The sequence below is a fragment of the Bowmanella pacifica genome (assembly GCF_014645355.1).
GTDB classification, from domain to species: domain Bacteria; phylum Pseudomonadota; class Gammaproteobacteria; order Enterobacterales; family Alteromonadaceae; genus Bowmanella; species Bowmanella pacifica.
In genome coordinates, this window is sequence record NZ_BMLS01000001.1 from 566,818 (window position 1) to 588,801 (window position 21,984).

Sequence of the window (21,984 nt, forward strand, 5' to 3'; positions counted from 1 at the left end):
TGAGAAATCAGGCCGTTTTTTCCAGGGTAATACCACTGATATGTTGATGGTAAAGGTACTCAAGACTGTCCAGAGAATGTTGCTGATTAGCAAACACATCCAGCAGGCGGCCGCGTTTCATAATGCCAATATGCGTGGCCAGCGTATGCGCACAGTACAAGTCATGAGTTACCATCAATATGGCCGCCCCCTGTTTAGCTAACTGCTCAATGATTTTGATGAATTCTCGCGTAGCACTGTGATCCAGGCCGGATGTTGGCTCATCCAGCAGTAATACTTGGGATCGGCGTAAGATGGCAAAAGCAATACCGACTTTCTGTCGCATCCCTTTTGAATAACTGGCCAACGGCTGCAACCATGCATCCTCTTGCAAACCGGCTTTTTGCAGCGCCCGTCTGATGTCGTTAAGCTCAGGAACGTGATTGCACAGCCTTGCTAGATAGCTAAGATTGTCAATAGCATTAAATTCCTGATACAAATTGACGTTTTCCGGCAGATACACCAGACGCTGTTTACTTTTATGTGGCTCAAGCTGCACATTGACGCCATCAACCCATGCCTCTCCACTGTCCGGTGTAATAAAATCCAACAGAATATTCAGCGTTGTACTTTTACCCGCGCCATTGGCACCAAGTAAGCACATCACCTCCCCGGCCTGAACTTTAAAACTAAGATTATCCAACGCCAGATGCCCGCCAAAGGCTTTGCTGACGTGCCTGAGTTCTATCATGGTTATTGTTACCCTTTGTTTTGTATGTTACTTCACCCGCAAACAAGGGATGTTATAACATCACAAATAAAGACTCCAGAAGAAATGAGATAACGTATCAATTATGAGTATTGCGAACAGAAATAAATTTACTCAATTAAATAAACTAGAGCTTTTTTAATGCCACAGCGTTAATACAGTAGCGCAGACCGCTAGGCGGTGGCCCATCGGGGAAGACATGACCAAGGTGGGCATCGCAGACATTGCATAAGGTTTCGATGCGTCGCATACCGTGCGATTCGTCCATCACATAGGCCACCGATTCGATATTGGCCGGTTGGGTAAAGGATGGCCAACCACTCTGGCTGTCAAACTTATGACCAGCATCAAACAGTAAGGTATTGCAACAGGCGCAGGTGTAACAGCCTGGTTCAAATTTGGCGCACATCTCTGAGCTGAATGGTCGCTCGGTACCATGCAGTCGGGTTACCTTGAAAACCTCTTCATCCAGCAGCTCCCGCCACTCCTGTTCGGATTTCTGCACTTTGTGCGGTGGTTGGGGGTTACCCTGGTTAGCAAAATTGATCACATCTGCCCAATTTAACATGATGACTTTCCTTCGCGGCCAGTTACCTGTAGCCGTCAACCTATGCTATTGATGACAAGTATGTATCAAGACTGATTCAACAGCATAAAACTTTCAAACCCGCTTGCTGCATCTGAACGGCCAAATGGGGAGGCAAACAAAGCAGCCGGCTTAAACCGGCTGCGTAACACTCACCTTATCCAGTAAGTACAAGATGGATTGATAGGGAATCCCGCTATGCTGACTTAAGCCAATCTCACAAGTACGGCTGTTGGATACCCCCTGGTGGCAATCCGCTGGTACTTGTTGCTGTAACCCTTTGAGTGCACTGGCATTAAGCTCCGGAGTAAAAAAGCCCTTATCCCCGGCAAAACCACAACATTGAATGTCCTTGGGGATCACCACCTGCTCTGCACAGGCCCTGGCCAGTTCAACTAATTGCTGCTCGGCTTGCAAACGCTTGCTGGAGCATGTGACATGCAGCATAACAGGTTGTTGCTGCTTACTGATTTGTAACTTGGGTAACACATACTGATGCAGAAACTGGGCGGTTTCCTGCACATTCAGACCTTCCTGATTAAACTGCAATGCACAAGGCGAGGCATCCACCAAAATGGGTAGATCCTGCTGTTTAGCCAGCGACAATAATGCCTCCGCACTTTGCTTGCGTTTTTGGCTGGCCAAGGTCTTATGGCCCTTACTGTCCCAGGGCATGCCACAGCACAGTGCATCGATATTCTGTGGCACCAATAGCCGGTAACCGGCTTTAGCTAAAACACTGGCCATCACTTCAGGTAAGGGCCTGCGATCTTCCGCCCGACTGTCGGCATCAAACATACGGTTGGCACAAGTAGGAAAATACACCACGGTTTGCGCGGCGGTTTTATGTTCAGGCTTAGCCCGTTTAGCTCCCCCTGGCCAAGCAAGATACCAACTTGGCACCGCCCCCTTGGTGACCTTATTCAGGCTATTAAACAAGGTTCCGGTGGCCGAGTCTCCTAACACATTATGCGTGACTTTGGCGGCATTTAGCGCAAAGCGGGCTACAACACCTGCCGCAGCAAAATGTTCGGCGGCCATACCGGCCAGCCATTTTCCTTTGGGTTGTTCTGCGCGCAGCGACTTAATAAATTCACCGGTATTAATCCCCACAGGGCAACGCATGGCGCAAAGGCCGGTGGCCGCACAGGTATCGACCGCCAGGTACTGATAAGCGTGTTTTAACTCGTTTCTTTGTTCATCCGACAAGTCGCTGCCGGTATCCTGAATCTGACGATGCAGGGCAATACGCTGACGCGGCGTCAAACTCAGCTCCCGTGACGGGCAGACGGCTTCGCAAAAGCCGCATTCGATACATTTATCCAGTTCCTGGTCTACCGATGGAATTGGTTTTAAATCCTTCAGATGCGCGCTGGCATCGGCGTTGATTATCACACCTGGATTCAACACGCCTGCAGGATCAAATAGGGACTTAATATCTTGCATCAGTTGGTAGGCTTCTTCTCCCCATTCCAACTGCACAAAAGGCGCCATATTCCTTCCGGTACCATGCTCTGCTTTTAGCGAACCGCCAAATTCCACCGCCACCAGCTCGCCCACCGCCTGCATAAACTCGCCATAGCGCTGCACTTCTTCAGGCTTATTAAAGGATTGGGTAAAGACAAAATGCAGGTTTCCTTCCAACGCGTGGCCGAAGATAATCGCTTCCTGGTAGTCAAAATGCACCAGTAAAGCCTGGAGTTTCTCCACCCCCTCGGCTAGCTGGGCAACAGGAAAAGCCACATCCTCGATAATAACTGTGGTGCCCGCCGGACGCACAGCTCCCACCGCGGGGAAGGTGCCTTTGCGAATGGCCCATAAGGCTTGATTCCGTCCAGGCTCCTGGCTAAACGGTACCTGCGCTAAGAGCGACGATTCAAATCCCTTCAAGATACTAGATATGGCTTGTAAATGTGTCTTCAGCGCCGTTTCATCTTCACCGGTAACCTCGATAAGCAAGGCGGCGGCATTGTCTTGCAATTGCGCCATGCCAGCAGGCATTGCTGGCTTCTCAGCCACGCTACGCAGGGCTCTGGCATCCATTAACTCCACCGCACTCACCGGTGCCGATGCCAGCAGTTGCACGGCTTCACAGCAAGAGCGGATATCGCTGAATACAAACAAGCCCGAGGCCCTAAACGCCTCGTCTACAACAGTGTGATAGGTAATATCCGCGATAAAGCCCAGCGTTCCTTCTGAGCCAATCATCAGGTGTTTAAGGATTTCAATGGGCTGGTCAAAGTCCAGCAGGGCGTTGATACCATAGCCCGTGGTATTTTTAAGCCGGTATTTATGGCGAATTTTATCGCTTAGCTGCGGATTATTCCTGACCCTTTGAGCCAGTTTGGATAAACCAGCCAACAGATCAGGTCGCTGGGTTTTAAACCTCTCCACACTGGCAAGATCGGAGGTATCCAGGCGGCTACCATCCGCTAATACCACATGAATATCAGCCACAGTGTGATAACTGTTTTGTTTCACCCCACAACACATACCCGAGGCATTATTAGCAGCAATGCCCCCTATCTTACAGCTGTCAATCGATGCCGGGTCTGGGCCTATCTTTCGTCCTAATGGCTTGAGCAACTGATTAGCCTGAGCCCCTATTACGCCAGGTTGCAGCCAAATTTTGGCACCATCATCCAACACCTTGGCGCCGCGCCAGTGCTCGGACAGCAATACCAATACCGAATCTGTCACGGCCTGCCCAGACAGGCTGGTACCAGCAGCACGAAAGGTTAGCGCAACCCCATAAGCATTGGCGCAGGCAACCAAGCGGGTAAGTTGCTCCAAGTGCTGGACATTCACCACCAGTTTGGGAATCAGTCGATAAAAGCTGGCATCGCCTGCATAGGCTAATCGTCGGGGCAAATCTGAATACATATCCTGCGCGGGTAAGAAGGTCTGTATCTCATCCACAAAACCTTGAAAGTCAGCCTTATTTACCGGGTCTTGCTGCATTATCTGCCCCATTTTGGTTTGTAAGTTGTGAAAATTATTCGTCTTCATTTAATATGTGTCGAATAGCTTATTATTGACCTCTTAGAGTGGCGCACCATGTCAACATTCATAAAAATCAAAGCCATGCGCGACAACCTCTCCACCAGTGAACTGGCCTTGGCGGACTATATCTTGTCCCACCCTGAAAGCATTCGCGATCTGTCGTCCCAGAAGTTGGCCCAGCAAGCCGGAGTCAGCCAATCCAGTGTGGTGAAATTCACCCAAAAGTTAGGCTACCGGGGTTATCCGGATTTCAAGTTCGCCATTAATGACAGCTTGCGTTCGGCCCAGCAGCACGAAAAACCCAGGCTGCATGGACAAATCTCCCTGGATGACACTTATACCGCTGTAACAGAAAAATTGCTGTCCAGTAAAATCGCGGTGTTAACCAATACTAAAGGGGTTAACGAGCAGTCTACCTACGAACAAGCTCAGGCTATGCTGCAAAAAGCCAACCGTATACTTATCTGCGGTGTGGGCGGCTCTGCACTGGTGGGCCGGGACTTGTCATTCAAATTACAAAAGCTCGGTATGTCAGCCATAGCCGAGAGCGACAACCACGTGCAGATGGCCAACGTGGCCAACTATACCAGTAAGGATCTGTTGTTTGTTATCAGTGAATCGGGTGAAACCCGTGAAGAAGTCGCCGTCACTGAACTGGCCAAAAAACATGGTGTGACTATCGTCAGTCTCACCGGGTATGGCAATAACAGCATTTCCAAACTGGCCGACGTCAAACTCTACACGGTATCAGACGAAAACTCGGCGCGTTTATCTTCGATTCTGGCCCGCACGGCGCAGGAATTTGTTATCGACACCTTATTTATTCTGCTCACCCAGTCATCCTCAAAAGGTCGAAAACTACTCGAAGTGTCCAACCAGGCCATTCGCGAGTTCCGTGTCAGCGGCCGTTAACACAAAAAGCAGGTACCCGCTGGATACCTGCTTTTACTTAGCCTGTCAGCCTCAAGGATAAAGCAAATAGTCCTGACGCATTTTCAGATAATCTTGCAACGCTGGCTGCCACTGGGCACGAATCTCGGCTTCACTTAAGCCTTCGGCCAGCGCCAGACGTAACTTATCCGTACCGGCCAACTTATCCATAAAGCCAGGATTGGTGAAAAACTCCTCACCCGCTGCTGCGAATTTGTGATGCCAGTTAACCAGATAACTCATATCCAGTCCCTTGGCTTCAAAATTACGTAGATCCACGCCCTGAATTTCAACGTCTTCAAACTTTGGATGCGTTGAAGCGCCGGGTATGGAACGCGGCTTAAAGCTAAAGGGAGAATCCGCACTGACATACAAACTCTCATGGCCGATAACCTGGAATGGGAAATCGGTTCCACGACCTATGCTTACCGGAGTGGGTTCAAAAAAGCCTAATGACGGATAGTGACGAATTGACACATAGTTGGGCAGGTTTGGGCTGGGTCTGACCGGCAATTCATAGCGCATATCATGACGGTAGCCTTGCATTGGAATCACAGTTAACGACAGGGTCTTATCGGTGTTAAGCCAGCCTTCGCCAATGATCATATGGGCCAGCTCCCCTACAGTCAGACCATGCACCAACGGAATTTCATGCATGCCGACAAAAGAGCGGAACTCCGGCTCCAACATCGGGCCATCAACGTAGTCACCATTGGGGTTGGGCCTGTCCAGTACCATAAAAGGTAAACCGGCTTCAGCGGCCGCTTCCATCATGTAATGCATGGAGCTGATATAGGTGTAATAACGCACCCCAACATCCTGAATATCAAACAGGATGATATCTAAGTCCGCCAGTGCTTCTGGCTCGGGCTTGCGTGTTTTTCCATAGATGGAATAGAGCGGGATCCCGGTTTTAGCATCGATAGACGAGTCCACCTTGGCACCCGCATCGTGATCGCCACGAAAACCATGCTCAGGGGCAAAGATGCGCTGTACCTTAACGCCTTTTTGCAATAACAAATCCACCAGGTGTTGCTCACCCACCATAGAGGTTTGGTTAACAATCAATCCGACCCGTTTACCTTCAAGCATGGGTAGATACAAGCCATCCAGCTCGGCCCCAATACGGAATTGCTCCGCTGGTTTAGTAACATGGCTGGAACATGCCAACAAGCTCGTCGCCATCATCACAGTAAGCAGCCATTTAAACATTAGTTTTCACCTCTGGCAGATTCAACCGCTTTACGCAAAAAGCCCTGTTGCTGATCAAGCAAGGCTTGTCCTTCCTCACGCTCTAAACCGGTGAGCACATGCAAAATGGCCAGTTTGGCTTTAAAGCCGGTTTTGGCCAATGCCTCACGCGCCGTTTCGTGGTCACAGTCAGTGGCCTGCATAACGATACGGATAGCCCGAGCGTATAGCTTCTGGTTGCTGGCGTTTACATCCACCATCAGGTTTTCATAACTCTTCCCACTGCGGATCATGGCCGTGGTAGTCAGCATATTCAGCACCATTTTTTGCGCCGAGCCAGACTTCATGCGCGTGGAGCCAGTCAAAGCTTCAGGACCTACCGTGGCACAAATACCAATATCGGCTTCCCTGGTCACGGCAGAGTCGGGGTTACAGGTCACACTGATAGCAGGCGCGCCAAGCTTCTTGGCGTATTGCAACGCAGATATCACGTATGGGGTGCGCCCACTGGCGGCGATTCCCACCAACACATCGTCACCGCTCAGACCAATCTTTTGCAGGTCTGTGATGGCCAATTCAGGGTCATCTTCAGCGCCTTCCACTGCTTTGTACATGGCACCTTCACCACCGGCAATAATACCAATTACCTGCTGGTCAGAAACACTGAAGGTTGGCGGGCATTCCACCGCATCCAATACACCAAGACGGCCACTGGTTCCGGCACCGATATAAATCAGCCGACCACCTTTAGCGAATGAGGCAACAATCTTATCTACAGCCTGGGCAACCAGAGGAATGGTTTGTCGAACAGCCAGGGCAACCTTTTGATCTTCCTGATTAATCTTATCGAGAATCTGTTCAGTGCTGAGCAAATCAATATCGTAGGTTTCAGGGTTGCGTCCTTCAGAAACCATTTGATCCAGTTGTTGTAGCAAAACGGATTCGTTCTTCAGCTTGTCTTGGTTCGATGCCATCTACTTGGCTTCCTCATTGTTCAAAGTAACGTCGTCAGATATACGTGCCAGCAGACAAGCGCCATCCAGGGCAGTCCCGCGTGCACGGATTAAATTTAAATTGCTATCAGCAGTTAAGGCAGCCATGGTCGGTTCGGCAAGCCCGCCGGTCAGTACCAACGGTAAGTCCTGATCATGCTGGCGGCTGGCGTCGATAAGACGCAACACTTCCTGTAAATGCGCAGCAAAAAGCTCTGCAGCTACCGGGCATTGGTCTTTCAGGCTCAGTACCGAAGGTACCAGTGCTGCGTAATGGGTGGGCGTAGCCGAGGCTAGCCACTGCAAAATAGCCGCCTTATCCTGTCCTAACTGCGGTTTCAAAATCTTGCCCAGTTCAGAATGTGCTTGGCCTTGATGCAGATCCAGTTCCCATAACAGGCCGCTCACCGCATTAACACCCAAACGCGCACCACTGCCCTGGTCCCCCACCAACAGGCCCCAACCACCGATTTGTCGCTCACCGCCACGGCTATCCAGCACCATCGCCACAGAACCTGTGCCCAGCGCCACAACCACTACTGGCTCACCAAGGTTAGCGCCATAGGCGGAAGTCCGCGCATCGGAACAGAGCGTCATCTGTTGAAAGTGACCAGAGAAGCCCGCCATGGCATCCGTACAAAAACGCGGGTTGCCAGCGCCGGCTAACCCAGCCAGCGCACGAATATCCTGGGTGCGACAACCGGCCTGTTCGGCCAACTGTTCAGCCAGAGAGAGAATTCTGGCCACCGACTGCGGCACACCTAAACTCAGCGATGAGGCTTCTCCACGCGCTTCCCAACTTTGGCCACTGGGAAGGTGTTCCAAGCGCGCCAGGGTCTTGCTGCCACCGCCGTCTATACCGAGAATATAGTCTGTTTGCATGGGTTAACTCGCTTGTGCTGGCTGTTGGCCACCGCGGCCTGCCCAACACACCAAAAAGGCGATCGCTGTGCCAATACACAACTGCCAAGTGAAACCGAGATTGAATTGCCACTCTTGGGGCAACAACAAGCTTTGAATATAAGGTTGCATCGCCAGGGTGACAAAGAAGCCAGTCAACAACGCCGCCAGTACAGAGCGAGGGCTGCCCCCTTTGGTAAAGAGTGTGGTGAAGTAAACCCCAAGCAATCCGCTATAGGAAAACACCATCACCGACAAAGCAAAGGCCAGCAACGGCATATCAGAATATTGCTGCCAGTAAAAACACAGAATGGCCATGCCAGACAGCGCCACGGCTGCAACCACCATGCCCATTTGTCCAGCCCAGACAAAATGCGCCTCACTGTGTTCACCGCGCTTCTCTTTGAACGGGCGATAAAGGTCTTGTACCAGTACCGAAGACATCGCATTCAGGCCAGAGTTTAAGGTGGATAGCGCGGCTGCGATCACCCCTACTGTGACCAAGCCTCTGACACCAACCGGGATTTCGTTCAGCACGTAATACATAAAGATGGTGACCTGCTCACCTTCAAAGCTTTGTACTATGGACTGCCCGGCCTCAGTCATCATCAGGTCAGGACGCTGGTAAAATACATACAGCAATAAACCAATAATGATGAATAGCGCCATGACGGGGATCACCATCACCACCGACCAAATCAATGCTGATGCCCCTTGTTTCGCGTCTTTACAACTCAGCATGCGCTGCGTCATATCCTGGTCGAGGCCAAATGCCGCAATGTTTAGTAAAACAAAGCCAGTGATCGCCGACCATACGGTAAAGACGCCGGTGGGACCAAAGTCCAGCCGCCAGTCAAACAAGGTCAATTTGGACTGTTCCCGGTCGGTGGGGTTCGCCAGCGCATCCATAATAGTCGACCAGTCAGCAGGAATGCTCACCGCAAGAAAGTAAATAACGAACAGCGCAGCACCTACATATACTGCACATTGAATCACATCACTGACGATAACGGATTTAAGCCCACCTACAAAGGAATAAGCCAACCCTACCAGCGTCAGAATCACGATGGCACTAATAACGCTGCTGGCCTGAATATCACCAAACAGAATCATCGCCACGGCAATGGCCGCCATGTACAATCTAGCCCCGCTGGCGAATACCCGGCCGAACAAGTACATAATACCGGCCTGGCGTTTTGCCGCCGCACCGAAACGTTGTTCGAGCAGTTCGTAAACTGTGGTAACCCGCATTTGATAAAAGCGCGGTATCAAAAAGATAGCCACACCAAAAGCGGCAATAAATGCGCCGATGTTGGTGGCAAGATAGCTGAAGTCGTTACGATAGCCCTGATCCGGACCACCTAAGAAAGTGGCTGCCGATTGTGAGGTAGCCAATACAGAAATGGCTACCATCCAAATGGGCATTTTGTTTCCGCCAAGGAAATAGTCAGCGGTAGTCGCTGCCTTCTGTCTGCTGTAGTACCAGCCGGTAGATGCCATAACAACAAAATAGGCGGCAAATACCAACCAGTCCTGCCATGCAAATTGGCTATGCATTCGAACCTCGCTTATCGCTTTTTATCTGGAAATACCTTATATAGATTTTCCATTTGATGTAATTTTTTATACTGATATAGTGCCATTCTAATGAATAATTAATTCCGAAAGCCAGTAAAAAATTATTCTTTTCTCTGGTCTTGCCGTAAAGTTTGCTGTCGGCACCGGGAGTGATAAAGTTCCAAAAGGAGTAACTATGTATCCAATCGGACGTCGCCTTAAGCGCGGCAAACTCATCTGTATTGTGGCGACCATCTTGACCATGACATCCTGTTCACCAGTATCCCAGCCTGACGCCAAACTCAGCGATGCGCAACTGCGTGACGACCTGGCGCAGAAAATAATGATCGACCTGCGTTACTATTGTGAGCAGGCACCAGAAAAAGGGTTCTGCAGAACCCCCATGACCGAGCTACCAGAAGATCTGGCCAGCTTGATTCGCGACACCGGTGTGGGCGGCGTGATTCTGTTTGCTGAAAACCTTACCGATGTTCCACAAATGGTCAGACTAAATCGCGCCATGCAAGATGCCGCACTGCAGTCGAAAAGTCAGCAACCGTTATTTATCAGCCTGGATCAGGAAGGAGGACGGGTTGCCAGGGTACCACGTCACTTAGGTACAGCCTTTGCGGGCAACATGGCCATTGGTGCGACCTATGAGCAACAAGGTCTGAAATATGCCGAAGCAACAGGCACAGTACTGGGTAAAGAACTCAAATCGCTGGGTTTTAACGTAAACCACGCTCCCACCGTGGACGTTAACGTTAATCCGAACAACCCGGTCATAAACGTACGTTCCTTTGGCGAAGATGCAGAACTGGTAGCCAAGCTGGGCATTGCACAGATGCAAGCCATGCAGGCCGAAGGGGTAATAGGTACCCTTAAGCATTTCCCCGGCCATGGTGATACAGCGGTAGACAGCCATACCGGCCTGCCCAGAGTGGAACATGACCGCGCCACCATAGATAAAGTCGATTTACTGCCGTTTCGTCGTGCCATTGAACAAGGTCTGGTGGAAACCATCATGACCGCCCATATTCAATTTCCGGCCCTTGACGATTCCAAACTCGTCAGCAAAAGCGGCGAGTTAATCCAGCGCCCGGCTACCTTGTCTCGTGCGATTTTAACCGATCTGCTGCGCGGTGAACTGGGCTTTAAGGGGCTGATTGTCACCGATGCCATGGATATGGCCGGCATATCGCATTTCTTCGAGCCAACCCAAGCTGTGATTGAAACCTTTAAAGCCGGTACCGATATGGTGTTGATGCCGGTGCGTCTGCACAGCAAAGACGAACTTAACAATCTGCCAGCGCTGATTGATGCCTTAATGGCTGCCGTAAAATCCGGCGAACTCTCTGCCGAGGAAGTGCATGCCTCCGCTGAACGAATCCGAGCCAGTAAAGCACGCTATGTCAAACTGGATACAAGCAGCGAAGCCGAGGCAATCGCTCAGGCTGAAGCCGTGGTCGGTGCAAAAGAACATAAAGCACTGGAGCAAGCCTTAAGCGACGATGCACTGACATTGATTCGCGGCGAGCAAACCCTGCTGGCTGACAACGTTCGCACCCTGCATATGGTGATGCCGGACAGAAGTAAGTGCTTGGCTATGCAACAAGCGCTGAGTCGCAATACTGCTTCCTTAACGGTGAGCTGCGCTAGCCTGCAAGGTTTCGATGCCGAGTTGAATCAGACACAAATGAACGCTGCTGATATGTTGCTAATTGCCAGCATTACACCTGCACAAAGTGCAGTAGAGCGCGGCGGTATGGAAGATATGAGTTTGGTTAAAGCGGACGCCTTGGATCATCAGGCCCAACAGGCACTCATCCCTGCCCTGATAAAACAAGCCAAGAGCCAGAGCAAAGCCGTCGCTTTTGTGAGCCTGCGTACCCCTTATGAAACCGCTCGACTGGCCAAAGACGCTGATATGGTTCTGGCGACCTACGCCTATAACAGCCATGTCATTCCAGGTACCGAGGAAGAGCCGCAGATTTATGCTCCCGCGTTTGAATCCCTGGCCAGATTCCTGACCGGTAAGATTTCTGCCAATGGCCATTTGCCGGTATCGGTAGACGCGGACTAACCGACAGACCCAAGCAGACAAATTGGCCGGGCTATCTTGGACAGATCATTGTCCTTATAGCCCGGTTTTACATTCCGACATCATCAGACGTGCAAGCTGCCCACCTTCAGGCCGCACAACACCATAATAATAACGAGGACCTTCTATGCTGAATCGTTACGCTAACGGAATATTACAAGGCTTACCCGCTAACCGCTTACTGGCCATCGATGCCTTTCGAGGCTTAACCATTGTCGCGATGATTCTGGTTAATAACCCAGGAAGCTGGCGCTATGTGTATGACCCACTACTGCATGCGCAGTGGCATGGATGGACGCCTACCGACCTCATTTTTCCGTTCTTTGTATTTATTGTTGGCCTGTCGATTAAGATCGCCATTGACCGCCAGCTAGAGGCGGGGCATGCACGAGCCCCCATTATCAAGCATGCTTTTATCCGTATGGCCAAGTTGGTGGCACTGGGCTGGTTTTTGGCCTTGTTCTTTTATAATTTTCGCGATCCGTCCTTTAGCTGGGTGGATGAGCGCTTGCTGTCAATGCGCATTCCCGGTGTGTTACAGCGACTTGGAGTAGTGTATTTCTTCACCGTATTGATTGTGCTGCATTGGCGTACCACCGGACGTATTGTCTGGGCGTTACTGCTTTCCTTTAGTTACTGGGCCATGTTGGCATTTGTGCCCTACAGTGATGCAGCAGGCAATCAGTATCAGGGGCTGTATGACCATGGCAATAACTTGGCTTCCTGGCTAGATCAATGGGTACTTGGTGCGGCTCATGTGTATGACAAAAAAGCCAGCCCTTTTGTGATGGATCCCGAAGGAATACTCAGCACCCTACCCGCCATAGCCGGCTGTTTAACCGGGGTGTTGGCCGGACAGTTCCTGATGAATGACAAGATTCCTCTGATAAAACGCATCCTGGGATTATTAAGCGTTGGGCTGGTATCCGTGCTGCTTGCTGAAGTTTGGAATGGCCTACTGCCCATCAACAAAGCCTTGTGGACCCCAAGCTTTGTCTTGCTGTCTTCGGGTTTTGCCTGTTTAACCCTGGGATTGTGCTTGTGGCTGATTGATCACAAAGGGATCAAGGCGTGGACCGCACCATTTGTCGTATTCGGCGCAAATGCCATTGCCTTCTATATGTTTGCTGCCATTGTTGCCAGAGTGTTGCTGATGTTAAGTGTTGGTGATACCAGCTTAAAGGGATGGCTATACAATCAGGTATTCCAACCCTTATTTGGCAATTACAACGGTTCGCTGGCCTTTGCCTTGTGTTTCCTGGCACTGTCCTATGTGGTTATGCACTGGATGTACAAACGAGGCTGGTTCTGGAAAGTCTGATACAAAGGATGTGTTATGCAACAAGATCATCAGGAAATCGCTCAGGCATTGAAGCGTTTCTTATTAACCGTACTGGCCATATCCAGTGCATCGTTATCGCTGATGATCGCCTGCATGTGGCTTTGGGAGCAGGAGCGCGACCGACGCGCCTCAGACAGCCAGTATATTTCTTCTGATGATCAGTTTAACGCGGCTGTGTATCAAGAACGTTGTGATGAAAATAGTCAGTTGCCCAAGCATTCATCGGCGATAAGCCGCAGTGATCGCCTGTTGCACTTGTTAGGTGATGACGCGTTTATCAATGGTGATTTGAGCACAGCGACAACGGATTACTATTGGAAGAATGGTTACAGCATTGAGACATCGTCAGTAGGCTTAGTAGCCCGGCTTGAAATACAGTAGCCAGACCAACAAGCCCCTAACAAAACATCAAATGCGTTGGGGCAGGATTCCCTGCCCCAACCTCCTCAGAAAAATCCCAACGGGCTGGTGCTGTAACTGACCAGCAAGTTTTTAGTCTGCTGATAATGTTCCAGCGCCTGTTTATGGGTTTCCCGGCCAATCCCCGACTTCTTATAGCCACCAAAAGCAGCATGGGCCGGATAAGCATGGTAGCAGTTAGTCCATACACGACCTGCCTGTATGGCTCTACCTGCTCTGAACGCCCGGTTTAAATCGCGGGTCCAAACCCCAGCGCCCAATCCATACTCAGTGTCATTGGCAATACGTAACGCATCGGCTTCATCTTTAAAGGTTGTAACACCTATCACCGGGCCAAAGATTTCCTCCTGGAACACCCGCATGCTATTGTCACCTAGCAACAAGGTCGGCTGAATATAGAAGCCGTTATCCAAGCCATGACCAACCCTGGCAACGTCACCGCCAAGTAAAATTTTGGCACCTTCATTACGGCCAACCTCAATATAGTTCATGATCCGCTCGAACTGTTCCATTGAGGCTTGCGCGCCCACCTGTGTATCGGTATCCAGAGGATGGCCGCGCACTATGGTTTCCGCCCGCTTGAGTACCATCTCGATAAAGTCGGGATAAATACTTTCCTGAATCAAGGCGCGGGATGGACAGGTACAGACCTCGCCCTGATTGAAAAAGGCCAACACCATACCTTCCACACATTTGCTCAGATACTCATCTTCGTGGCGCATGATGTCTTCAAAATAGATGTTCGGGGATTTTCCACCCAGCTCAACCGTGCTTGGGATCAATAGCTCGGCGGCACATCTAAGAATATGCTGCCCCACGGCGGTGGAACCGGTAAAAGCCAGTTTGGCTATCCTTTGACTTTGCGCCAGGGCCTGACCCGCTTCCTCACCCAGACCGTTGACGATATTGATAACACCTGGTGGTAGCAAGTCACCAATCAGCTCCATCAGCACCAAGATGGAGGCGGGAGTTTGCTCAGCAGGCTTAAGCACCACACAGTTACCCGCAGCCAGGGCAGGTCCCAGTTTCCAGGCAGCCATCAGGATAGGGAAGTTCCAGGGAATAATTTGCCCGACAACCCCAAGCGGCTCATGCACGTGATAAGACACTGTGGTGGCATCGATTTCTGCCATACTGCCTTCCTGGGCACGTAAACAACCGGCAAAATAACGGAAATGGTCAACGGTCAATGGAATATCAGCAGCCAGCGTTTCCCTGACAGCTTTGCCGTTATCCCAGGTTTCTGCTACCGCCAGCATTTCAATGTTTTGCTCTATTCTGTCAGCAATTCTCAGCAACACATTGGAGCGCTCTGAAGCCGGCGTACAGCCCCAGGCAGCCTTTGCCTTATGTGCTGCATCCAGGGCTAAATCGATGTCCTTATAATCCGAGCGCGGCACCTGACAAAATATCTCACCGTTCACCGGACTCACATTGTCCATATACAAGCCGTTAACCGGTGCGACCCATTCACCACCAATATAATTCTGATATTGTTTTTTGAAGCTCACCACGGCGCCGGGCATTCCGGGGTTTTCATAACGCATGACTTTCTCCTGTTAAAATTTTGTTGCAGAGAAACCATAGTCACTAATGTCCTTTCTCGCTTGCCTGACTGTCTTAATTGATGTTCCATTTGTCCAACTTTACATCTTGATAACAACAGTGGCGGCTGCCACTATAAGCAGGTTATTGATAGTGAGCTGAATATGAATAGCAGTCTGATCCGCCGAACCGCTCTGGCGCACACCGCCAGGCCTGTGCGTCAACTGATTGAGAACCGCACGGTATTTGAAAGCCACGAGGCAGAGTTATCCGTGTATGACACCTATGAACAAGCACAGCGGGTGGGGCTGGAGGCCGAAGAGGTGTTGTATTGCGGCATGCTGACCGGCCGCAAGGTTCTGCACGGCAGCCACTACGACGGCGAGTTTTTACCTCACGAATCCTTTGTGATGGCGCCAGGCGAAAAAATCAGTATCGACTTTCCCGAAGCCCACCCCAGTCACCCAACCACCTGCCTGACGCTAGGCATTGGTCGCCATAAGCTGCAAGAGGTATGCGACTTTCTGAATCGCCATGCTCCCTTGCCCATCAAACATTGCGAATGGCAGCCAGGCATGGGCTATAGCGAGCATGTTTTTCATATCTATCACACTCAATCCACGCAATTATTGCTAGAGCGCATCGTTAATAGTTTCCTGACCCGCGATGATGATCGCGATCTGGTTCTGAATCTGGGGATTACCGAGCTACTGACCCGCATGCTCAGGCAAAATGGCCGGCAATTTTTGCAACGTTGTGCCCAGCAAAATCCCACGGACAATGGTTTGCACGCTGCTATTAGCTACATTGACACACATTTGGGTGACAACCTGGAAATCGATGACCTTTGCAAGCAAGCCTGCATGAGTCGTTCCAAGCTTTATCAGGCTTTTAAGCAGGCACTGGGGTGTGGTCCCAGGGAATATATTCAGCAGCGCCGCCTGGAAAAAGCCCGCGCGTTGCTACAAGGAGGTAAATCCGTCACACAGGTATGTTTCGAGGTAGGCTATGTCAGCCCCAGTCACTTCTGCCGCCGCTTTAGCCAGTTTTACGGTCACTCTCCCGGCGCCTTGCTTAAACGTCCAGACGCATCCTGACCACAAACATATTCGGCAGGCACAAAAAAAGGGCGGAAGTGCGAAGATTCGTACAATCCGCCCCGAGAGGGCAAGGGTGCGGAATCAACTAGGCGTCCTGCCAGATTGAACCGCTAATATCAAAACAACAACATGAGAAGAATAATTTAACTTAGAAATATTGCAAGTTTATGAAATATTTATTCCAAAATAATTTTTTATTGGATTGGTGAAATTCTCGCCAGCAATAAGGCCATTTGCCCAAGAAAACGGCGCCTAGCTGCCGATATGGCATAACGTGGTGAACCCAATTCTCAGCCCCCCATGCATGGTGGTTATGTGGCGAGCAAAAACAAGCAATAGTCACGAGACAGGAAAGCGTCAGAATTGAGGTATATTGCCGCCAATTGCGGTCAGGCCCATAATTTGGTCGTTCATTTTATTAACCAGGAGTAAGTCTTGTCTGCCCAACTCAAAGCCAAGCTCAGTCCCTATGAGTTACGCCAGGAAATTCGCCAGGGTGTGCATCAGGGCAACACATCCGGGCTGGCTGCCGGTTATGTGCAATGCAACCTGGCTATTCTGCCGGCCGATTATGCCAATGAGTTTCTACGCTTTTGTCAGCTGAATCCTAAACCCTGCCCACTGATTGGAATCGCCGATAAGCCCGGCGACTTTATGCTGCCGCAAGTCGGACAGGATGTGGATATTCGTACCGATGTCCCAGCCTATGAGATCTTTGAGCACGGGGAACACAAAGCCCGTGTCAATAACTTGCTGGACGTATGGCGCGATGATTTGGTGACCTTTATGCTGGGTTGCTCATTTTCTTTTGAAGAACCTTTACTGGCTGATGGGCTGGAAATTCGCAATATCACCGAAAACGTCAACGTCCCCATGTACCGCACGAATATTGCCTGCCAACCGGCCGGGCGTTTTGGCGGCAACATGGTTGTCAGCATGCGGCCGATGAAAGCAGCCGATGCTATTCGTGCTATTCAGATATGCAGCCGCTTTCCTGCCGTACACGGCGCTCCAGTGCATTTAGGGGATCCGGCCCAAATTGGCATAGTTGATATCAACAAACCAGATTTTGGTGATGCGGTCAGCATTAAAGAAGGCGAACTGCCCGTATTTTGGGCTTGCGGCGTCACGCCCCAAATGGCCATTCGTCACGCCAAGCCGCCCTTTTGTATTACTCACAGCCCAGGTTGCATGCTGGTCACTGACCTGCTCAACAGTCGGCTGTCTATCCTGTAGGTGACATATGCTGCTGAATTGCGATCTTGGTGAAAGTTTCGGCAACTGGAAGATGGGTCTGGATGATCAGGTTATGCCGTTCATTGACCAGGCCAACATCGCTTGTGGCTTTCATGCCGGTGACCCGGATGTCATGCAACATACTCTATCACTGGCCAAACAGCATCAGGTCAGTATCGGGGCGCACCCGGCTTACTTGGATTTGCAGGGTTTCGGACGCCGCTCCATGCATTTGTCCAGCCAGGAAATAATTAACCTGCTGCATTATCAGATTGGTGCGCTAAGTGCCATGGCTACCGTACAGGGTATGCAATTGAGTTATGTGAAACCCCATGGCGCCCTGTACAACGATATGATGGCCAAGCCAGCGGTATTTGCCGCAGTGGTAGAAGCCATTGCCAGCTTCCCGCAACAGCTTAAGCTGATGATTCTGGCCACCGCAGAGCCTGAACAATATCAAACCGCAGCTGGGCAAGTAGAGTTATTGTTTGAAGCCTTTGCCGATCGGCGCTATCAGGATAATGGTCACCTGACTCCCCGCAGCCAACCGGATGCGGTGCTTGATACCGAACAAACCCTGCAGCAAGTTAAATTACTCGCCGCCGAGGGCACAGTGATAACCCAAAGTGGACGCAAGCTGGCATTAAACCCAGACACCTTATGTGTGCACGGTGACAACCCCCATGCCCTCGCCATGGTCAAACAGATCCGGGATCTGTTGCCACGATGAACCATTACCCTATGATTCAAACAGCGGGCGAGAACTGCCTGATAGTTTATGTGGCAGAGCAATCCGGTCCGGATGTGGCAAACCGCATTGCCGCCCTGTTACCCACCTTACGCGAGGTATTTGGGCGTTATCTGGTGGATGTTACCCCCTCGTACAACTCCGTTTTGATCCAGTACGACTGTTTGCAGATTGATCATTTTCAGGCTAATGCCCTGCTTCGCCAGGCGTTAAACCAACCGCAGCAAAGCACGAATCTGGCTGGCAAGCTGGTTGAACTGCCCGTTTTTTACAGCGAGCAAAGCGGCCCCGATTTGTCGGCGCTGGCACAGCGGGCGGGGTTGTCCGTACAAGAAGTGATTGATATCCATCAGGCCCAGGAATATCGCGTATATGCCATCGGCTTTGCACCTGGTTTTGCCTATCTGGGCGAAGTGGATGCCCGTATTGCCGCACCGCGTCTGGCCACTCCGCGCAAGAGGGTACCTAAAGGGGCCGTTGCTATCGCCGATCGCCAGACTGCCGTGTATCCAGCTATGTCACCCGGCGGTTGGAATTTGGTGGGCTTATGTCCAACCCCCATGTTTAATCCCCATAGCGAACCCCATATGCCGGTACAGGTAGGGGACAGGGTGCGTTTTGTAGCCATCAGCCAGGCCGAATTTGTAGATTTGGGCGGTGACCTTTCGCAACTGGCAGGAGGCATAAGCTGATGTTTGTGGTAACCAAGCCAGGCATGATGAGCTTGCTGACTGATGCAGGCCGCTTTGGTCAGGCAGGCCTGGGACTAACGCAGGGTGGGCCGGTAGATCCTTTTGCTTTTGAGTTGGCAAATCATCTGGTGGGCAACGAAGTACCAACCACCACCCTGGAAGTCACCCTAGGCGGCCTGCAACTTGAAGTCCGTCAGGACGCACTGATTAGTGTGACCGGCGCGCCGCTGCCCCTGACCATTGATGGTCAGGGGCAGCCACTGTGGCAAAGCATTAGGGTAAAAGCGGGCAGCCTGATAGACCTTGGCATGCAAACAGCCGGGCTACGCACCTATCTGGCCGTACAGGGTGGCTTTGACATTACACCGGCCTTTGGCAGTACCAGTACGGTATTACGCGAGGGTATCGGCGGACTGGAAGGTAGCAAACTGAAGGCGGGCGACAAACTGCCAGTAGGTAGCGTCGCTGCTCAAGGCAGGCTAAGAAAGCTGCCTGCTTCAGCCATTCCTGACTACCCACAAGAGCTCACAGCTCATCTGATCCCGGCCTATCAATACGAAGCATTTTCCGCCACCAGCCGGGCCATATTTTTTAGCAGCACGTACCAAGTGAGCAATCAAGCTGACCGAATGGGGTATCGTCTGCAAGGTGCAAGTGTCCCCTGCTCTATCAGCAGCATGCTGTCAGAGGGGATTGCACTGGGGGCAGTGCAAGTGCCGGCTGATGGGCAACCCATCGTTTTACTTAATGATCGCCAAACGATCGGCGGCTATCCCAAGCTGGGATCCGTACTGTCGTTAGACTGCGCCAGACTCGGCCAATGCCGGCCTGGTGCACAGATCCAATTTGAACTGATCAGCCTGGAGCAGGCGCATAATCTACTTATGCTGCATCACGCCCGCCAGCAACGGATGCTGACAAATCTGGAAGAACTTGATGAGTGACGCTCTACTTCACCTAAGCCGCCGGATTGAAGACCTGCTGGTAGCCCGAAATATCCGTGGTATGCAGGGCCTTCAAGCCGCTCTGTCGCCGGGTTATCTGCTACGCGCAGCAACACTGCTTAATGACAATCCCGGAACGGTGTTAATTGGTACCGGTTTCCCGGTCACAGATACCTTTGAAACTGACGGTCCAGTCGGGGCTGTTGCCTTATACAATGCCCTGAAAACCCTTGGCTATCGCCCCGTGTTGGTATGTGGTGAACCACTGTTCAGTGCATTATCCGATGACTATCAGTGTATTCGCATACGTGACAACGAGTTGTCAGAAGCACGCCGGGAAACCCGCCAGGTTTTGCAGCAGTATGCCCCAAGCATGGTGATCTCCATTGAACGTCCGGGCCTGAGTGAAGATGGGCGTTATTACAACATGCGCAGTGAAGACATCAGCGACCGCTGTGCCTGTTACGACTACTTCCTCATTGACTCCGATTGCCCCACCATTGCCATTGGTGATGGCGGAAACGAAATCGGCATGGGTAAAGTACTGAACGCGGTAAAGGCATTAAATATTGTGCCTTCGGTGACCAGCTGTGATGAACTGGTGGTCGCCGATGTGTCCAACTGGGCAGCCTACGGCATTCTAGCCTTATTAGGAAAACTGCGAGGCGTTGATTTACTAGACGGTATTCAGCCCGAGGCGATCCTCAGTTATTTGTCCAAACGCGGTAGTGTCGATGGGGTGACCCGTGAAAACACACTGACCGAGGACAGCTTATGTTTCACCGCCGGTGTCGAACTAATCGAACAAATTCGCAGCCTGTGGCAATCTGCCCCCTAATTCCTCTGCAGGCCACGTAATTCGCGGCCTTTTTTGTTCATACCATCGCGAATATCTTTCGATTAGCACGGACAAGCAATAGAGTATTGCTGCATTTAAAAACAAACAATAATCGAAATTTTTTACCTGCCAGGGGTAAAGTCAGCTAAGGAGTAGGGACTTATGGCACTTTCGCTGGAGCAATTGGAAGCATTTATGGCTGCTGTCGAAACCGGCAGCTTCTCCGCCGCCGCGCGCAAGCTTGGTAAAGCACAGTCATCGGTGAGTGGCTTGATCAGCAATCTGGAGTCCGATACCGGGTTGCCGCTGTTTGATCGCAGCACCCGGGAACCTCGCCTCACCCGTCAGGGGCAGGCCTTGATGGAAGACATTCGTTCCGTGCTGAAAAGTCACAACCACCTGCGTTACCGGGTCAGTAACCTGACCGACAAGGTTGAGCTGGAAATCGGCATAGCCTATGACAACCAGTTAATTAGCGATCAACAGATTAAACACCTACTTCGCGACTTTGAACAACAGTTCCCCAGCACCTCGCTGGTCTTGTTTCATGCCCCCCAATACAGTGCGTACGGCTTTCTTGATGAGCATAAAGTGGACATCGCCATCGGCTTACGTCACCCCGATTGCGCCAAACGCTTCGGCATGACCAGCGTCGGCCAGGTACAGTTTGCCAAAGTGGCCAGCACCGAGCACCCGCTGGCAGCCATGGTTGAACTCAATGACCAGGATTTGTTAGAACACCGTCAGCTGAAATTTATCGATGCACAAGCCTCTGGTGACAACACCCGGTTGGGTGGTGATAACGCCTGGTACTGCAACGCCCCAGACACTTTATTGTCGATGCTGAGAATGGGACTGGGCTGGGCAGATTTACCCTTACCCTGGGTTGAAAACGAACTGCAAAGTGGGCGAGTGGTGCGCTTGCAAAGCCACCATCAGGCTATCTCTTTCCCTCACTCACTGGATTTGATGTGGCGACGTGAAGGCGAAGCCGGGAAGTGTCAGCAATGGCTGCGCAGCCGACTTGAAGCGCAGCTGACACCTGTGTATCAGCAGCAACGCTTTCAATAACCAATCTGCGTTGACTTTGTGACGCTCTGGTCACAAGGTC

19 protein-coding genes are annotated in these 21,984 nt (G+C 51.2%); 11 read left to right on the forward strand and 8 right to left on the reverse strand.

The window, feature by feature from the left end:
• Positions 1–7: 7 nt before the first annotated feature.
• From IEX02_RS02255 to IEX02_RS02265, 3 genes are all read right to left on the reverse strand, one after another.
• Entirely contained in the window at positions 8–730 is a 723-nt protein-coding gene (locus tag IEX02_RS02255; protein WP_188689675.1) for an ABC transporter ATP-binding protein, read from the reverse strand.
• A gap of 145 nt (positions 731–875) precedes the next feature.
• The gene (gene msrB / locus IEX02_RS02260) at positions 876–1,316 is read right to left on the reverse strand and encodes a peptide-methionine (R)-S-oxide reductase MsrB (RefSeq protein WP_188689677.1); all 441 of its coding nucleotides are present in this window, start codon (positions 1,314–1,316) and stop codon (positions 876–878) included.
• Positions 1,317–1,466: 150 nt separating this feature from the next.
• Positions 1,467–4,295, reverse strand: a complete 2,829-nt coding sequence (locus IEX02_RS02265; RefSeq protein WP_188689680.1) for an FAD-binding and (Fe-S)-binding domain-containing protein — start codon at positions 4,293–4,295, stop codon at positions 1,467–1,469.
• Between the two features lie 96 nt (positions 4,296–4,391).
• Here IEX02_RS02265 and IEX02_RS02270 point away from each other — a divergent pair, with 96 nt between their 5' ends.
• Positions 4,392–5,249 (forward strand): MurR/RpiR family transcriptional regulator, encoded by an 858-nt coding sequence (locus IEX02_RS02270; protein ID WP_188689682.1) that lies wholly within the window; start codon positions 4,392–4,394, stop codon positions 5,247–5,249.
• A 51-nt stretch (positions 5,250–5,300) separates the two neighbouring features.
• Here IEX02_RS02270 and IEX02_RS02275 read toward each other — a convergent pair whose 3' ends face one another.
• Genes IEX02_RS02275 through IEX02_RS02290 form a run of 4 tightly spaced genes read right to left on the reverse strand, consistent with a single transcriptional unit; the run spans position 5,301 to position 9,907 of the window.
• Positions 5,301–6,479, reverse strand: coding sequence for an exo-beta-N-acetylmuramidase NamZ family protein (locus IEX02_RS02275; RefSeq protein ID WP_188689685.1), 1,179 nt, complete (start codon positions 6,477–6,479; stop codon positions 5,301–5,303).
• Entirely contained in the window at positions 6,479–7,432 is a 954-nt protein-coding gene (gene murQ, locus IEX02_RS02280; protein ID WP_188689688.1) for an N-acetylmuramic acid 6-phosphate etherase, read from the reverse strand. The genes IEX02_RS02275 and murQ overlap by 1 nt, the downstream gene beginning before the upstream one ends.
• Positions 7,433–8,332 carry a glucosamine kinase nucleotide-binding domain-containing protein gene (locus IEX02_RS02285; protein ID WP_188689691.1) on the reverse strand — a complete coding sequence of 300 codons (900 nt, stop codon included), beginning with the start codon at positions 8,330–8,332 and terminating at the stop codon, positions 7,433–7,435.
• A 3-nt stretch (positions 8,333–8,335) separates the two neighbouring features.
• Positions 8,336–9,907, reverse strand: a complete 1,572-nt coding sequence (locus IEX02_RS02290) for a sodium:solute symporter (RefSeq protein ID WP_188689694.1) — start codon at positions 9,905–9,907, stop codon at positions 8,336–8,338.
• Between the two features lie 196 nt (positions 9,908–10,103).
• Between IEX02_RS02290 and IEX02_RS02295 the strand changes: the two genes are divergently transcribed.
• From IEX02_RS02295 to IEX02_RS02305, 3 genes are all read left to right on the forward strand, one after another.
• The gene (locus tag IEX02_RS02295) at positions 10,104–11,990 is read left to right on the forward strand and encodes a glycoside hydrolase family 3 protein (RefSeq protein ID WP_188689696.1); all 1,887 of its coding nucleotides are present in this window, start codon (positions 10,104–10,106) and stop codon (positions 11,988–11,990) included.
• Between the two features lie 145 nt (positions 11,991–12,135).
• On the forward strand, positions 12,136–13,329 hold the full coding sequence (locus IEX02_RS02300; protein ID WP_188689701.1) for an acyltransferase family protein: 1,194 nt from the start codon (positions 12,136–12,138) through the stop codon (positions 13,327–13,329).
• A 15-nt stretch (positions 13,330–13,344) separates the two neighbouring features.
• The gene (locus IEX02_RS02305) at positions 13,345–13,731 is read left to right on the forward strand and encodes a hypothetical protein (protein ID WP_188689705.1); all 387 of its coding nucleotides are present in this window, start codon (positions 13,345–13,347) and stop codon (positions 13,729–13,731) included.
• 65 nt (positions 13,732–13,796) lie between these two features.
• On the opposite strand, the gene exaC is transcribed toward IEX02_RS02305, so the two are convergent.
• The gene (exaC, locus tag IEX02_RS02310) at positions 13,797–15,317 is read right to left on the reverse strand and encodes an acetaldehyde dehydrogenase ExaC (RefSeq protein ID WP_188689707.1); all 1,521 of its coding nucleotides are present in this window, start codon (positions 15,315–15,317) and stop codon (positions 13,797–13,799) included.
• Positions 15,318–15,479: 162 nt separating this feature from the next.
• Between exaC and IEX02_RS02315 the strand changes: the two genes are divergently transcribed.
• The 7 genes from IEX02_RS02315 (at position 15,480) to IEX02_RS02345 (ending at position 21,944) form a co-directional block, all read left to right on the forward strand.
• Positions 15,480–16,412, forward strand: coding sequence for a helix-turn-helix domain-containing protein (locus IEX02_RS02315; protein ID WP_188689710.1), 933 nt, complete (start codon positions 15,480–15,482; stop codon positions 16,410–16,412).
• 438 nt (positions 16,413–16,850) lie between these two features.
• Positions 16,851–17,651, forward strand: coding sequence for a putative hydro-lyase (locus IEX02_RS02320; protein WP_188689713.1), 801 nt, complete (start codon positions 16,851–16,853; stop codon positions 17,649–17,651).
• 7 nt (positions 17,652–17,658) lie between these two features.
• On the forward strand, positions 17,659–18,381 hold the full coding sequence (locus IEX02_RS02325; RefSeq protein WP_188689716.1) for a 5-oxoprolinase subunit PxpA: 723 nt from the start codon (positions 17,659–17,661) through the stop codon (positions 18,379–18,381).
• Positions 18,378–19,091 (forward strand): 5-oxoprolinase subunit PxpB, encoded by a 714-nt coding sequence (gene pxpB, locus IEX02_RS02330; RefSeq protein WP_188689719.1) that lies wholly within the window; start codon positions 18,378–18,380, stop codon positions 19,089–19,091. The genes IEX02_RS02325 and pxpB overlap by 4 nt, the downstream gene beginning before the upstream one ends.
• Positions 19,091–20,035, forward strand: a complete 945-nt coding sequence (locus tag IEX02_RS02335) for a 5-oxoprolinase subunit C family protein (protein ID WP_188689722.1) — start codon at positions 19,091–19,093, stop codon at positions 20,033–20,035. Before pxpB ends, IEX02_RS02335 begins: the two co-directional genes overlap by 1 nt.
• Positions 20,028–20,873, forward strand: a complete 846-nt coding sequence (locus tag IEX02_RS02340) for a DUF4392 domain-containing protein (RefSeq protein ID WP_188689725.1) — start codon at positions 20,028–20,030, stop codon at positions 20,871–20,873. The genes IEX02_RS02335 and IEX02_RS02340 overlap by 8 nt, the downstream gene beginning before the upstream one ends.
• Before the next feature lie 162 nt (positions 20,874–21,035).
• Positions 21,036–21,944 (forward strand): LysR family transcriptional regulator, encoded by a 909-nt coding sequence (locus tag IEX02_RS02345; RefSeq protein WP_188689727.1) that lies wholly within the window; start codon positions 21,036–21,038, stop codon positions 21,942–21,944.
• Positions 21,945–21,984 lie beyond the last annotated feature (40 nt).

Excerpts from the sequence above, each read along its gene's own strand:
- IEX02_RS02275 (WP_188689685.1), bottom strand. The coding sequence starts at position 6,479 with ATGTTTAAATGGCTGCTTACTGTGATGATGGCGACGAGCTTGTTGGCA.
- exaC (WP_188689707.1), bottom strand. The coding sequence starts at position 15,317 with ATGCGTTATGAAAACCCCGGAATGCCCGGCGCCGTGGTGAGCTTCAAA.
- pxpB (WP_188689719.1), top strand. The coding sequence starts at position 18,378 with ATGAACCATTACCCTATGATTCAAACAGCGGGCGAGAACTGCCTGATA.
- murQ (WP_188689688.1), bottom strand. The coding sequence starts at position 7,432 with ATGGCATCGAACCAAGACAAGCTGAAGAACGAATCCGTTTTGCTACAA.
- IEX02_RS02265 (WP_188689680.1), bottom strand. The coding sequence starts at position 4,295 with ATGCAGCAAGACCCGGTAAATAAGGCTGACTTTCAAGGTTTTGTGGAT.
- IEX02_RS02345 (WP_188689727.1), top strand. The coding sequence starts at position 21,036 with ATGGCACTTTCGCTGGAGCAATTGGAAGCATTTATGGCTGCTGTCGAA.
- IEX02_RS02305 (WP_188689705.1), top strand. The coding sequence starts at position 13,345 with ATGCAACAAGATCATCAGGAAATCGCTCAGGCATTGAAGCGTTTCTTA.
- IEX02_RS02325 (WP_188689716.1), top strand. The coding sequence starts at position 17,659 with ATGCTGCTGAATTGCGATCTTGGTGAAAGTTTCGGCAACTGGAAGATG.
- IEX02_RS02285 (WP_188689691.1), bottom strand. The coding sequence starts at position 8,332 with ATGCAAACAGACTATATTCTCGGTATAGACGGCGGTGGCAGCAAGACC.
- IEX02_RS02290 (WP_188689694.1), bottom strand. The coding sequence starts at position 9,907 with ATGCATAGCCAATTTGCATGGCAGGACTGGTTGGTATTTGCCGCCTAT.
- IEX02_RS02315 (WP_188689710.1), top strand. The coding sequence starts at position 15,480 with ATGAATAGCAGTCTGATCCGCCGAACCGCTCTGGCGCACACCGCCAGG.
- IEX02_RS02255 (WP_188689675.1), bottom strand. The coding sequence starts at position 730 with ATGATAGAACTCAGGCACGTCAGCAAAGCCTTTGGCGGGCATCTGGCG.
- msrB (WP_188689677.1), bottom strand. The coding sequence starts at position 1,316 with ATGTTAAATTGGGCAGATGTGATCAATTTTGCTAACCAGGGTAACCCC.
- IEX02_RS02270 (WP_188689682.1), top strand. The coding sequence starts at position 4,392 with ATGTCAACATTCATAAAAATCAAAGCCATGCGCGACAACCTCTCCACC.
- IEX02_RS02295 (WP_188689696.1), top strand. The coding sequence starts at position 10,104 with ATGTATCCAATCGGACGTCGCCTTAAGCGCGGCAAACTCATCTGTATT.
- IEX02_RS02300 (WP_188689701.1), top strand. The coding sequence starts at position 12,136 with ATGCTGAATCGTTACGCTAACGGAATATTACAAGGCTTACCCGCTAAC.
- IEX02_RS02340 (WP_188689725.1), top strand. The coding sequence starts at position 20,028 with ATGAGTGACGCTCTACTTCACCTAAGCCGCCGGATTGAAGACCTGCTG.
- IEX02_RS02335 (WP_188689722.1), top strand. The coding sequence starts at position 19,091 with ATGTTTGTGGTAACCAAGCCAGGCATGATGAGCTTGCTGACTGATGCA.